Raw genomic sequence first — 12207 nt, 5'->3', positions numbered from 1 at the left:
TGCAAGCACGCATGCCCGGGTGGCGCACCTGGCGGGATCACCGGAACGCGTCCATCAGAAGATAGGTTCCCGGGGCACGCTGGTATTGGTCGATCAAGGGCACCAGCCGCCGGAAGTGCTCCGTACTGCAATGCGCGTCCAGCGCTGCACGGTCCGGCCACTCTTCGATGAAGACGAAATGCCCCGGATCCTTTTCGTCGACGTACAGCGCGTAGGAGATACACAGTGGCTCCTGGCGGGTGCGCTCGACCAGCTCGCGATAGAGCGGTGCGACCGTCGCGATGTGTTCGGGCTTGATGAAGTCCTGGGCAATCACCTTGAGCACTGCATTGTCATCCTGTGTATCGACATGGGTACCGGCCCACTGCGCGTGCCCCGGGCAAGTCGACCGATGATAGGCCAGTGCCGCGTGCAATACGCCGGGGTTTCCGGGGTTGGCGACCCGGTACTGCGACAACCACGACAGGATGCCCGCGGATGCCGGGTATCGATGCCGACCGGGCAAGCTGCATGTACCTGCCCGAAGCGCCACCACGCTGCTGATACTCTTGCCGCTCCCGGATACCCCACCGCTCCCGATGCCAGACGCCCCGCCCCCGCAGTACCGGCTCGACGACCTGCGCATCGACGTGGCACGCCAGCGGGTGACGCGTGAGGACGGGCAGCTGCTGGACGTGAGCGGGCTCAGCTTCCGCCTGCTGCACTACCTGATCACGCAGGGCACGCGCGTGGTGGGTTTCGATGAGCTGATCGCGCAGGTCTGGGCACCGGCGCATGTCAACGAGGAAACCGTGACCCAGCGCGTGCGCCTGCTGCGGCAGGCACTGGGCGAGGACGGCCGGCAACCGCGCTACCTGCGCTCGGTGCGCGGCCAGGGCTACCAGCTGTGCAGCGAACCTTCGCTCGATGCACCACCACCGCCGGCCCCCGCGCACGCGCGACGCGGCCTGATCATTGCCGGTGCCATCGTGCTGCTGGCGGCAGCAGGCATCGCCTGGTGGCAATGGCCCAACGCCGGCAACCAAGTGCAGTCCCCGCTGCTGCAGCGCGCCGACTACTACGCCGGCATCGGCCAGCGTGACAACAACGAACGCGCGCTTGCGTTGTACCGCCAACGCCTGCAGGAAGCGCCGGATGACGCCCTGGCCACGTTGGGCGCGGCACGCACCCTTGCCGCGCGCCTGTGCCTGTACAGCGGCAGCCGCGACGATGCCGACCAGGCCCAGGCGATGGCCGAAGCGGTGATCGCCCGCCAGCCGCGGCTGGCTGCCGCGCATGCGGTGCTGGCCTATGCCCATGACTGCCGCGGCGCGGTCGATGCGGCCATCGCCGGCTACGAGCGCAGCGTGCAACTGGATCCCGACGCCGATGCCAGTCGCGCCTCGGCGGCCTACCTGTACGCCCGGCAGGGTCGCCTGGCCGATGCACTCGACGCCAATCTCGCCGTGCGGCATCCCGGGCAGGTGCGCTTCTGGGAGCTGCAGGTGGCCTCAAACCTCGACCTGCTCGGGTACGCCGCCGCAGCCGAAGCACGCTACCGGCGCAGCTTCCAGCTGTACCCGGACAACGTGTTCTCCAACCAGGCCTGGCCCACGTTCCTGTTCGAACATGGGCGCATGGAGGAGGCCCGTGCGGCACTGGCCGAAGCACGGGCGCGTGGCACCGCGCATGCCGGGTTGCACCTGCTCGGTGCGGAACTGGCACTGCTGCAGGGCGATGCCCACGGCGCGCAGGTGGAAGCAGGCAAGGCACGGGCACTGAAGCCGCACGCCAGCCTGCCGCGGACGGTCGCCTGGATCACCGGTGCCGCCGTCCGGCCTACGTCGGCCGAACTGTTGGTGCAATCCAACGCCCTGCGCGAGGGCCTGCAGGGCAGCGATGCCTTCGATGGCATCGACGCCGCCCTGCTGGCTGATCTGGCCGGTGACCGCAGCGCTGCATTGGCAGCGCTGCAGGCAGCCGTTGCCGCGGGCTACCGCGATGCCAACTACCTGCGCGTGTCACCGCTGCTCGCGGGCCTGCGCAGCGACCCCGGCTTCACGCCGGTGCTGGCAACGATCACGTCCGCCGTCGCCGCCGAGCGGGCACGCATCAACGCGTCCGGGCGGTTGCCGGCCGACGCCAAGGACGTCACGGCAACGCGCTGAGGATGTAGTCCTGCAGCAGCTTGCGGGTTTCCTGGTGCATGCCGCGCTGGTTGTAGCGGGTGCGCGTGACCACGACCACCAGTTGCTTGTCCGGCACCACGAACACCGCATTGCCACCATTGCCTGACATCGTCCACGCATGCAGCTCCTGCGTGCCCATGGTGATGGTGAAGCGCCACATCTGGTAGCCGTAATCGGCGTCGAACGGGGTCTGTGCGCGCACCTGCATCATCGCCTGCACCCAGCCCGGCGACAGCACCTGTCGTCCGTTCCAGCGACCACCGTCGGCCAACAACTGGCCGAGCCTGGCCAGATCGCGGCTGCGGTACTCGGTGCCACCGCCGCCCATGCCGACGCCTTCGGAGGCGTGTTGCCAGACCGAGCCGCTGATGCCCAGCGGGCGCTCCAGCGCGTCTGCCGCGAAGCGCTCCAATGGCATCGCGCTGGCGCGCTCGACGATGGCGCCGAGCAGGAACGAATTGGCGGTGCAGTAGGCGAACGCACGGCCGTGCGGGCTGTCCGCTGGTCGCTTCACCCACGGCGCGTAGCCGCGTTCGGGCAGGTCCAGGGTGAAGCCGGTCCAATCGGCGCTGACATACATGCGCTCCTCATGCCCGGCCGAGTATTCGTTGTTGTCATCACATTCCCACTGCGCGCTCATGCTCAGCAGGTCCTCGACGGTGGTGGCGTCCTTGAACCTGCCCGGGTGCGCGGGCGTGCGCTCGGGGAAGAAGCCCAGCACCTTCGCATCGACCCCGGCGATCAAACCACGGTCGATGGCCGCCCCGACCAGCATCGCGGTCACGCTCTTGGTCAGCGAGCGGGTGTTGTGCAGGGTCGTGCGGTCGGCACCGTTGAAGTAGGCCTCGTGCACCAGCTTGCCGCGGTGGACGACCAGCACGCTGGTGGTGTCGGGCGCCTCGCCGCCACGGATCGCGACATCCAGCGCGGCAAGGCGGGTGGCATCCAGCCCCTGGCTGGCGGGGTCGGCGACGGCCCAGTCAGGGGGCGTGGAGGCCGCGGCGTAGGCGGCCAGGGAGGGAGCGAAGGAAGCAAGGACGGCAAGCAGGGCGAGGCGGATCAGGCGGGGCATGGAGGCGCTCCAGGTAGGGAGCGCCCAGCCGACCATGGCCCCGAATGAAATGCCTGATGTGCGGATGAAGATTAATGAAGTCGTTTCCAATCAAACGGTTGCACCGCATTCGCGCTCACTGGGATCAGCCAGCGAGCCAGGCGTCCGTCGAGGTCACGCGCGCATAACCGAAGGCGAAGGCCGCCATCATCGCCGCATGCACCTGCGCCGCCGGGGCGGTGACGCCGTTGAACGCCAGGTCCAGCGTGGCGCAGGCATCGTGCAGCACGGTGACCGTGTAGCCGAAGTCGGCGGCGGCCCGCACGCAGGCGTCCACGCACATATGGCTCATCGCACCGATGACGACCACCTCGTCAACGCCGCGGGCATCCAGCTGCTGCTTCAGATCGGTGTCGCGGAACGCATTGACGAAGTGCTTGGTGATCACCGGCTCGCCTTCCCGCGGGGCGACGGCGGCCTGTATCTCCACCCCATCCGAGCCCGGCACGAAGATTGGCGCTTCGTTGCTGGCCGATTCGTGGCGGACATGCAGCACCGGGATGCCGGTGCGGCGGGCTTCGGCGATGACCGTCACCGCGTGGGCGACGGCGGCGTCGATGCCGGTGAGCGGCAGCTTGCCGGTGGGCAGGTATTCGTTCTGCAGATCAATGACGATGATGGCGCGCTTGTGCATGGGGCTTCCGGTTCACGTATGGAAAACGTGGGAGAATTTTCCGCCGCCGGCCGCACGCAGCGAAGGGGCGTCACCGACATTCTTGAGGGCTGCACCGACAGATGCACCACGACCGCCACATCGAGATCGGGATACTGCGCTACCCCGGCGCACAACTGGCAGCCGTACTCGGGTTGGCCGACCTGCTCGCCCTGGCCGGCAGGATCGCCCACCGTCACGCGCCCGCAGGACCGCCGCAGCTGCATGTCACGCAATGGCATATCGCCGTACCGGGGCAGCGCCCAGCGCCGGACGCACCTTCCCCCGCGCAGTGCAGCCTGCGACCGGACGTATTGATCCTGCCGCCGAGCCTGGAGGAACCACTCACCACCGAGGCGGCCGCGCCCTACCTCGATTGGCTGCGTGGCCTGCATGACACCGGCAGCACGCTCGCCTCGGTCTGCGCCGGGGCCTACCTGCTGGGCGAAACCGGGCGCATCGATGGCCGCACCATCACCACCAACTGGGCGTTCAACGACAGCTTCGCCAGCCGCTTCCCTGCGGTGCGGCTGGACACCGACCAACTGGTCATCGACGACGGCGACATCCTGACCGCCGGCGGGGCGATGGCCTGGATCGACCTGGGCCTGCGCCTGGTGGAGCGCTACTTCGGCGTGGCGGTGATGCTGGACACCGCACGCACCCTGCTGGTTGATCCGCTCGGACGCCAGCAGCGCTACTACAGCAGCTTCGCGCCCCGCGTCTCGCATGGCGATGCAGCGGTGCTGGCAGTACAGCAATGGCTGCACGAAACACATGCCAAGGCGGCAGCCCTGCCCGAGCTTGCGCGCCGCGCCGGGCTGGAGGAGCGCACCTTCCTGCGCCGCTTCCAGAAGGCCACCGGCATGACCGCCACCGAGTACGGGCAGCGCGTGCGCGTGGCCCATGCACGCGACCTGCTGCAGTCCACGCGGCTGCCACTGGAACGCGTGGCCTGGGACGTCGGCTACAGCGACCCGGGCTCGTTCCGCAAGGTGTTCCACCGCATCGTCGGCCTGACCCCGGGCGAGTACCGGCGGCGGTTCAACGCGGGCTGAGACCCTCAGCCTTCCAACCCGGATTTGAGCCGGTCCAGCAGGGTCAGCGCATGGGTGGCGTACTGGCTGATCCAGCGCTCGTGGATGTGCTTGATGGGCAGCGGATTGAGGTGGTTCCAGCGTTCGCGCCCTTCGCGCTGGACGATCACCAGGTCGGCCGCTTCCAGCACCTTCAGGTGCTGCATGACCGTGCAGCGGTCCATGTCGTCGAATGCCTCGCACAGCATGCCGGTGGTGCGTGGCTGCGCCTTCAGGCAGTCGAGCAGCGCCCGCCGCCGGGGGTGGGCCAGCGCCTTGAAAACCGCGTCTTCCGCATCGCCATCCATCATGTTATATATTTATAACACATAGCCACCCAGTGCAAGAGGAGCAGTGCCATGAAGCCTGAATTCCGGGTATCCGCACGCGTCGCCAAGCCGGTCAGCGCGGTGTTCGATGCGGTCGTGAATCCTGAAACGCTCAGCGCGTACTTCACCACCCTGGGCGGCGCCAGCGCACCGCTGGTGGCCGGTACGACGGTGCTGTGGTGGGGCGACGTGCCGGTGGACGTGGCCGAGGTGATACCGGACAGCCGCATCGTCCTGCATTGGGATGGCCCCCGCGCCGCCGATGGCACCGCCACCTACAAGACCCGCATCGAAATGAACTTCACCGCGCTCGATGGCGACGCCACCCTGGTCACCATCGCCGAGACCGGTTGGCATGAGGACGTGCAGGGCCAGCGCAGCGCCTACATCAACTGCGAAGGCTGGTCGCAGATGCTCAGCTGCATGAAGGCATTCCTGGAGTACGGCATCAACCTGCGCGCGGGCTACTACCCCAGCGAACTCAATGGTGAACCGGCGCGCGCGCCGCTCGTGGACGACGAATAGAACCCCGGAGCATCCACCATGCATACGACCTTCCAGGGCGGCATCGACATCGCCATCAAGGTGCCGCCGCATCAGTACGAGGCAACGCTGCAGTTCTACCGGGACGTCATCGGCCTGACCCCCATCACCGACAAGCTGCCGGACATCGGCTTCGCGCTGGGGCCGACCCGGCTGTGGATCGCCGAAGCACCGGGAATGAGCCAGGCCGAAGTGTGGCTGGAGCTGTTCACCGAGCGCTTCGAGGACGCCGCGGCACATCTGGCCAAGGCCGGCGTCGTTCGTTGCGACGCCATCGAACCCCTGCCGGAAGGCTTCCGGGGTGGCTGGATCACCAACCCCGCCGGCATCGTCCACATGGTCCGCGAGCCGGATGCGTGGTGAACGGCGTGGCAACGGTGCCAGGAGCCTGCGTGTTCAATCCAGCCCGAGCTCCTGCCGCAATGCCGCGACATGGGCACGGCCAACCGTAAGCGCCGCACCGTCGCTCAGCACCAGCCAGTAGCGACTGCCCGAGCCGGCATGCAGGCTACGTACATGGCGCAGGTTCACCAGGTAGGAGCGGTGGCAACGCACGAAATCGGGGGGCAGCACCGCGCCCAGGCCGGCGAGCGACTTGTCGTGCAGTTCGCTGCGCCCGTCGGACATGTGCAGTTCGCTGTAGTCGCCATCGGCACGGATCCACACGACATCCGCCAGTTCGACCAGGGCCGTGCCCTGGGCCCGCCAGATGCCGAGATAGCGGGCGCGCCCGGAGCGGTAGCGCCCCACGTCCAGCAACCGCTGCACGGCCTGGCCCAACCGCTCGCGCGAGAACGGCTTGGGGACGAAATCCAGCACGCCATGCTCGAACGCCTGCAATGCACGCTCACGATGCGCCGAGACCACCACGCAGTGGTAGCGCCCGGACACGGCCTTCCGCAGCAGTTCAAAGCCGTCCTCGCCGCCAAGATTGAGGTCCAGCAACAGGCCGTCGTAGACGCTGCGCCCCAGCCTGTCGCCCGCGGACTCCAGGTCCTCCACCGCATCGAAGCGTGCGCGGGCACCGGCCAGCTCCGCGCACAGGCGCAGAAGGCGTTGGCGTACCAGCGGCTCATCCTCGACGATCAGGATGCGCATGGCAGCTCGATCCGGCCACGCCAATCGGCGCCATCGGCCCCTTGGGTGAACTGCCAGCGACCGGGCCAGGCGACCTCCAGGCTGGCCTCGATGTAGCGCGTGCCGGTTCCCCTGCCGCGATGTGGCGATGATCCGCGCACACTCCGCAGCTCCAGGACCCAACGGTCATTCTCCCGATGCACGCGCAGACGGAACGGATGCTGCGCGCAGGCGACGGCCCCGGCATGGGTCAATGCGTTCTCGACCTGGGCGTGCAGTACGCCGGGGGGCAACGACACGCCAATGTCGGCGGCCTCCACCTCCAGCGCGATGGGCCGATCCAGCGCCAGGCCAACGATGTCCAGATGACTGCGGCACAGCGCCAGCTCATCGGCCAGGGGCACGCTCGGCCGGGCGCTGCTGTCGCGAAGGCGATCGAACTGGTCAGCCAATGATTCAACCATCCGGCTGGCGCGTGGCGGCTCGCGTTCGATCAGTTCCTGCAGGCAGGTCAGCGTGTTCATGAGCCAATGCGGCTGGATGCCCCGTTGCAGCAGTTGCAGCGACAGCTGCGCGCGCTCCTCGCGCAGTCGCGCGTTGTTGCGGTCCAGCGCACGCAGTTGCGCGGCGTGCCGCAGCAGCAGGAAGACCATCAGCACCGACAACAACAGGAAGTACGGCCCATCAAGGAACGCACCGCGTTCGATCGCCAGGGCCATCGCACCGGCCAGCAGCAGGGCCAGGATCGGCCAGCGCTCCTCCCGCGCTTCACGGGCGCGCAGCAAAACCCCCGCCGAGGCCAACAGGCTCAGCAGCAGCACCACGGTGGAGCGGGCGTCGAAGCTGGGCATGAAGATCGCCGCTGCCGCCAGGCCCGCCAGGTACACGGCACAGACACCGGCTGGCACGGCAACACGGAAGCGCCGGGCCAGGTAGGCCGGCAACAACGCCGCCGCGGCCACGTGCAGGCACAGCAGGGCGAGCAGGCGTGGGCCATGCCACGGATAGGCATAGCCCAGCAGCGACCGCCACGCCTCCACCACCGGCAACACCAGGCCGACCGCGCACAGCGCCAGCAGCAGGCGCGTGTCCGCCGTGCGCGGACGCCCACGCTGCACCGCCAGGAAGTACAGGCATGCCGCCGCCAGTGCCCCCATGGCGAACGCCGCGATCAACCAGGGCCGGAGCAGATGGCCAAACAGCAGCTCCGGCGGTGCCACCACGGCAACCGCGTCGGCGCTGCGCAGCGCGATGCCCTGATGGTGGCTGGAGGCAAGTACCAACAATTCGTCCACGCCCGCGTCAGGAGATGCAGGCAGTATCCGGACGATGTCGACGCGGCCGGGGTGCTCTGCTTCGGCGGTACGGCCCACGACGCCGTTGCCCGGCAAGGGCTGCCCGTTCCAGTACAGCTGGCTGGCACCGCGCAGCGACAGGCGAAGTGCACGGCTGGCCCCGTGCTGTTCCCCCGGCGTCCCCGAGTGCCAGCGCAGCCAGTACGGCCCCCGCCAACCGGCCAGGACGCCCTGGTCCAGTGGGCGCCAGTCCGCCGTAGCTGGCGGGTGCCGCGGCAATGCCCCGGACGCCGGCAGCACTGCCGGCGCCATCTCACCGTCCAGCACCTGCACCTTGGCCATGTCCGAGGTGGCAACGGCCATCCACGCCGCAACGGCGGCGGTCAGTACCGCGAGTACGGCCAGGGTCCGGAAGATCTGCATGCGCCCATCGTATCGGCTGGGCGGAGACATTGGACGGCCAGCTGGAGACGTTGGACGGACCGGCGCGGCCGGATCGACGCGTACGGGGCGATGGTGGTCACGCCCCCTGCACCCGGTACCACTTCCGCCGTCGTCGGGGCCAGTTCCACACCCACGCTTGCCCACAACCGGAGTCCGCCATGTCCCGCACACCGCGCACCGTTCCCTTCGACCGTCGCCCATCCCCGCATCGGGCCGGCGTACTGGCCACCCTGTGCCTGGCCCTGGCCGCAACTGCAGCGGCACCGGCAGCAGCCGGCAATGCCCCGACGCCGCTGGTGTTCTCCCCCTATGCCATGGTCACCAAGAGCCACGGCACGATTGCCACCGAGGAGGCCTTCCTGGAGGTGCCGCGCCGACACAGCGAGCCCGATGGGCCACGCATCCGCCTGCGGGTGGTGCGCTTGCCCGCCACCGGCGGCGATGGCCGCGCCGCACCGGTGGTCTACCTGGCCGGCGGCCCGGGTGGCTCGGGTTTCGGGACGGCGCTTGGGCCGCGCTGGCCGGTGTTCGATCGCGTCCGTCGCCAGGCCGATGTCCTGCTGCTCGACCAGCGCGGCACGGACTTCTCGGAAATGCCCCCGGAATGCTCGCACGCACATCGTTTCGCCGACGCCGAGCCATTGCAGCGTGAGGCCGCGTTGGCCGCGCTGCGCGGTGCAGCCACCGAATGCATCAACGAATGGCGCAATGCCGGCGTCGATCTCGGCGCGTACACCACCGCCGAAAGTGCCGACGACATCGACGACCTCCGGCGCGCCATGGGCCTGCCGCGCATCAGCCTGTGGGGCATGAGCTACGGCACGCACCTGGCCCTGGCCACGGTTCGCCGCCACGGCCCGCAGCTTGAGCGGGTGGTGCTGATGGGAACCGAGGGCCCGGACGATACGATCAAGCTGCCGCTGGCGGCGGACACGCTGCTGGCAGACCTGTCCACGGTCGCACGCAAGGACGGCTTCGACGACCTGCAAGGCGCCGCCCGACGCGTGCTGGCAAGCTTGCGCCAGCACCCCGTGCAGGCAAGCAGCCCGTTGCATGGCGGCAGAACCGTCACCATCGGCGAGTTCGACGCGCAGATCGCCATCGCAAACGCGCTTGGCCGGCGCTCGACGCAGCGGATGCTGCCACTGCTGCTGCGCGAAGCCGAAGCAGGTGACTACACGTTGCTGGCCGGGTTCGTGCTGATGATGCGCGAGGACATGGGCAGCTTCCGCGCCATGCCGTTGGCGATGGACGTTGCTTCCGGACAGAGCCCGCAACGGCGCGCCCTGGTCCAGGCGCAGGCACGCGAAAGCCTGTTTGGCGACGCGTTGAACTTCCCGCTTCCGGAACTGGCGGACGGCCTGGGGTTGGCCGACCTGGGCGAAGCATTCCGTGCGCCGCTGCGCAGCGATGTCCCGACGTTGTTCATCAGCGGCACGCTCGATGGCCGGACCCCGCCGGCCAATGCCCAGGCCTTGCTGCCCGGCTTCAGCAAGGGCCAGCACCTGCGCGTACGCGGCGCCAGCCATGACAACGAACTCTGGCTGGGCAACGCCGCCATCGCCGACCGGATCGCGGACTTCCTCGCCGGCCAGACGGTCAGCGCGGACGCACTGGACGTACCATTGCCCGTGTTCATCACGCGCAAAAGCGAGCTGTAGTAGCGCTCCGTGCAATGCCGGTCGCCGATCGGCATTGCACGCTTCCGCAGCGCGCCCCGATCAGCCCATGCCCCGCACCGCGCTCACACGCGCTGCAGGCGAAGATTGCGCCAGGTGGGCACCGGCCCACGGAAGTCCACCGCCTCGCCGTCGCTGGTAAAGAACAGGCCGGGCTCGGTTTCAACGACCAGCCGTGTTCCATCCAGGTACAACCACCCCGAGCGCCGCTCCACCTCGACCACCATCGAGGAGCGGCCCCATTGGTCGATGCGGTAGCGGCCCAGCCAACGCTCCCACTGCGGCGTGTCCGGACCGCGTGGCAGGTCCGGGCCGTCATTGTGGTCAAGGCTCTCCTCGCCCGATGCACATTCCAGATGCGCTGGCTGGTCGCCGGTGGCGGCGTGGTAGCGATAGCTGACCACCTCGCCCTCCGCGTCCACGGTGAACAACGCATCGACATCCATCACGCCGAGCGCGACACCGGGCTCGCCCTCCGTTCGATGCAGGTGCAGGCGTCCCTCGTCATCGCTGCGGATCTGCGCGCGCACGTTGCGGCCGATCCAATGGCCAGCGAAGGCACGCACCCGCGCCGGGGTCGGCTGGATCGTGGCCAGCGCCGAGGCCGGCAACCGCGGTGCGCGTGGCCCGAAGCGGGCCGCCAGCAGTTGATCGATCAGCGCGTCACCAAAGCGATAGCCGGCCGAGGTGGCGCGATTGAACATGGCCGCGAAGCCCACGCCCGCTTCCACGCAGTAGGTGAACACGCAGCCGAAGCCAAAACCTCCGCCTCGATGGTGCAGCAGGCGCACCGGGCTCTGGCCGTAGCGTCGCTCGGTACGCATCACGCCCAGCCCGTAGTCACCGCCCAGCCCGAAGCCGTGCATCTGGTTCCATGACGCCGGCGCCAGCAGCTGGCTGCCCGCGTGGCGTCCGCCGGAAAGCATGAACGCCAGGTAGGTCGCCATGTCGCGGGCACTGGTCCACACCCCGCCGGACACGAGCAGCGGCGTCACCGAAGGCACTTCCGCATGGCCCTCCTGGAGACCGCGCGCGCGGTTGGCACGCGCCTGGTGGACCGCCGCGTCGGCGGTGCTGTCCTGCATGCCGAGCGGCGCGAACAGCCGCGTCTGCAGCCATTGCGCATACGGCATGCCCACGGCCCGCTCCAGGATATGCCCGGCCAGGTCGAAGCCGAGGTTCGAGTAGCGGTAACGCTCACCCACCGGGAAGCGCAGCCAGGTCTTCTCGATGCTGCGCACGTGCGTCTCGAAATCGGGAGAGGCGGCCTCATAGTTGTTGCCCACCGGTGCTTCATGGGTGAAGCCGGCGCGGTTGGCCAACAACAGGCGCAGGGTGATCCGCTCCTGCGGCGCGCGCTCGAAGCGACTGTTCACCGTGAACGCCGGCAGGTAGCGGGTGATGGGCGCATCCAGATCGAGCAGGCCATCCTGCACCGCCAGCAGCACCGCGACGGCGGCGAAATGCTTGGAGGTGGACTGGATGCTGAAAAGCGTGCTGGCATCGACCGCCTGCCCGTCCACGTCGGTGGTGTGGCCAAACCCTTCCACCCACTGCGGCTTCCCATCCTGCACAAGGCAGACCGCGGTCGCGCCGATCCTGCTGCCGGCCATGGCGGACACGATGGCGCTGCGCTCGCCATCGATGAGTGAAGCCATGCCGGCAGGCGCCGCGGCGGCGAGGGCGGCACTGGCAGGAACCAGGCCCACGGCCGGCAGCGCGGCCGTGCTGGCCAGGAAGGAGCGGCGATTGAGCGTGTAAGCCATGGATGCACCTGCCCTCTGCAAAGGGGCGATGCTTGCACTCCAGCAGCGCGCGGACATGTGTCGTTGG

12 protein-coding genes are annotated in these 12207 nt (G+C 68.7%); 5 read left to right on the top strand and 7 right to left on the bottom strand.

Translation table 11 applies throughout. The features are described from left to right. Positions 1-37: 37 nt before the first annotated feature. Complete coding sequence (locus ACIPR8_RS02000) at positions 38-325, bottom strand: putative quinol monooxygenase (RefSeq protein WP_132865596.1); 288 nt, start codon at positions 323-325, stop codon at positions 38-40. Positions 326-578: 253 nt separating this feature from the next. Here ACIPR8_RS02000 and ACIPR8_RS01995 point away from each other — a divergent pair, with 253 nt between their 5' ends. Beyond that, complete coding sequence (locus ACIPR8_RS01995) at positions 579-2147, top strand: winged helix-turn-helix domain-containing protein (RefSeq protein ID WP_446540009.1); 1569 nt, start codon at positions 579-581, stop codon at positions 2145-2147. Here the strand turns inward: ACIPR8_RS01995 and ACIPR8_RS01990 are convergent. Next, positions 2131-3240 (bottom strand): serine hydrolase domain-containing protein, encoded by a 1110-nt coding sequence (locus ACIPR8_RS01990; protein ID WP_446540008.1) that lies wholly within the window; start codon positions 3238-3240, stop codon positions 2131-2133. The genes ACIPR8_RS01995 and ACIPR8_RS01990 overlap by 17 nt on opposite strands. Before the next feature lie 124 nt (positions 3241-3364). Further along, the gene (locus ACIPR8_RS01985; protein ID WP_446540007.1) at positions 3365-3913 is read right to left on the bottom strand and encodes a cysteine hydrolase family protein; all 549 of its coding nucleotides are present in this window, start codon (positions 3911-3913) and stop codon (positions 3365-3367) included. Positions 3914-4014: 101 nt separating this feature from the next. Between ACIPR8_RS01985 and ACIPR8_RS01980 the strand changes: the two genes are divergently transcribed. Beyond that, a complete protein-coding gene (locus ACIPR8_RS01980) occupies positions 4015-4989 on the top strand; it encodes a GlxA family transcriptional regulator (RefSeq protein WP_446540006.1) in 975 nt (324 codons plus the stop codon). A 5-nt stretch (positions 4990-4994) separates the two neighbouring features. On the opposite strand, the gene ACIPR8_RS01975 is transcribed toward ACIPR8_RS01980, so the two are convergent. Then, complete coding sequence (locus ACIPR8_RS01975) at positions 4995-5318, bottom strand: ArsR/SmtB family transcription factor (RefSeq protein WP_313252191.1); 324 nt, start codon at positions 5316-5318, stop codon at positions 4995-4997. A gap of 48 nt (positions 5319-5366) precedes the next feature. Between ACIPR8_RS01975 and ACIPR8_RS01970 the strand changes: the two genes are divergently transcribed. Next, positions 5367-5861: an SRPBCC domain-containing protein gene (locus ACIPR8_RS01970; RefSeq protein ID WP_446540005.1), complete on the top strand. Its 495-nt coding sequence runs from the start codon at positions 5367-5369 to the stop codon at positions 5859-5861. Between the two features lie 18 nt (positions 5862-5879). Beyond that, a complete protein-coding gene (locus ACIPR8_RS01965) occupies positions 5880-6242 on the top strand; it encodes a VOC family protein (protein WP_132865603.1) in 363 nt (120 codons plus the stop codon). 33 nt (positions 6243-6275) lie between these two features. On the opposite strand, the gene ACIPR8_RS01960 is transcribed toward ACIPR8_RS01965, so the two are convergent. Together ACIPR8_RS01960 and ACIPR8_RS01955 are read right to left on the bottom strand one after the other, a co-directional pair. Then, entirely contained in the window at positions 6276-6977 is a 702-nt protein-coding gene (locus ACIPR8_RS01960) for a LytR/AlgR family response regulator transcription factor (protein ID WP_446540004.1), read from the bottom strand. Then, a complete protein-coding gene (locus ACIPR8_RS01955; RefSeq protein WP_446540003.1) occupies positions 6965-8674 on the bottom strand; it encodes a histidine kinase in 1710 nt (569 codons plus the stop codon). The genes ACIPR8_RS01960 and ACIPR8_RS01955 overlap by 13 nt, the downstream gene beginning before the upstream one ends. 179 nt (positions 8675-8853) lie before the next feature. On the opposite strand from ACIPR8_RS01955, the gene ACIPR8_RS01950 reads away from it, so the two are divergent. Beyond that, positions 8854-10356 carry an alpha/beta fold hydrolase gene (locus ACIPR8_RS01950; RefSeq protein WP_446540002.1) on the top strand — a complete coding sequence of 501 codons (1503 nt, stop codon included), beginning with the start codon at positions 8854-8856 and terminating at the stop codon, positions 10354-10356. 83 nt (positions 10357-10439) lie between these two features. Here the strand turns inward: ACIPR8_RS01950 and ACIPR8_RS01945 are convergent, their stop codons facing one another. After that, positions 10440-12140, bottom strand: a complete 1701-nt coding sequence (locus ACIPR8_RS01945) for a serine hydrolase domain-containing protein (RefSeq protein WP_446540001.1) — start codon at positions 12138-12140, stop codon at positions 10440-10442. Between the last annotated feature and the right edge of the window lie 67 nt (positions 12141-12207).

This window comes from Stenotrophomonas sp. LARHCG68 (genome assembly GCF_052871705.1).
The sequence above is the reverse complement of the archived record's forward strand: the minus strand, read 5'-3'. Positions and strand labels throughout refer to the sequence as shown.

What these genes read in the sequence shown, in the direction of transcription:
- ACIPR8_RS01970 (WP_446540005.1), top strand. Translation starts at nt 5,367, where the DNA reads ATGAAGCCTGAATTCCGGGTATCCGCACGCGTCGCCAAGCCGGTCAGC.
- ACIPR8_RS01950 (WP_446540002.1), top strand. Translation starts at nt 8,854, where the DNA reads ATGTCCCGCACACCGCGCACCGTTCCCTTCGACCGTCGCCCATCCCCG.
- ACIPR8_RS01990 (WP_446540008.1), bottom strand. Translation starts at nt 3,240, where the DNA reads ATGCCCCGCCTGATCCGCCTCGCCCTGCTTGCCGTCCTTGCTTCCTTC.
- ACIPR8_RS01955 (WP_446540003.1), bottom strand. Translation starts at nt 8,674, where the DNA reads ATGCAGATCTTCCGGACCCTGGCCGTACTCGCGGTACTGACCGCCGCC.
- ACIPR8_RS01975 (WP_313252191.1), bottom strand. Translation starts at nt 5,318, where the DNA reads ATGATGGATGGCGATGCGGAAGACGCGGTTTTCAAGGCGCTGGCCCAC.
- ACIPR8_RS01945 (WP_446540001.1), bottom strand. Translation starts at nt 12,140, where the DNA reads ATGGCTTACACGCTCAATCGCCGCTCCTTCCTGGCCAGCACGGCCGCG.
- ACIPR8_RS01985 (WP_446540007.1), bottom strand. Translation starts at nt 3,913, where the DNA reads ATGCACAAGCGCGCCATCATCGTCATTGATCTGCAGAACGAATACCTG.
- ACIPR8_RS01980 (WP_446540006.1), top strand. Translation starts at nt 4,015, where the DNA reads ATGCACCACGACCGCCACATCGAGATCGGGATACTGCGCTACCCCGGC.
- ACIPR8_RS01965 (WP_132865603.1), top strand. Translation starts at nt 5,880, where the DNA reads ATGCATACGACCTTCCAGGGCGGCATCGACATCGCCATCAAGGTGCCG.
- ACIPR8_RS01995 (WP_446540009.1), top strand. Translation starts at nt 579, where the DNA reads ATGCCAGACGCCCCGCCCCCGCAGTACCGGCTCGACGACCTGCGCATC.
- ACIPR8_RS01960 (WP_446540004.1), bottom strand. Translation starts at nt 6,977, where the DNA reads ATGCGCATCCTGATCGTCGAGGATGAGCCGCTGGTACGCCAACGCCTT.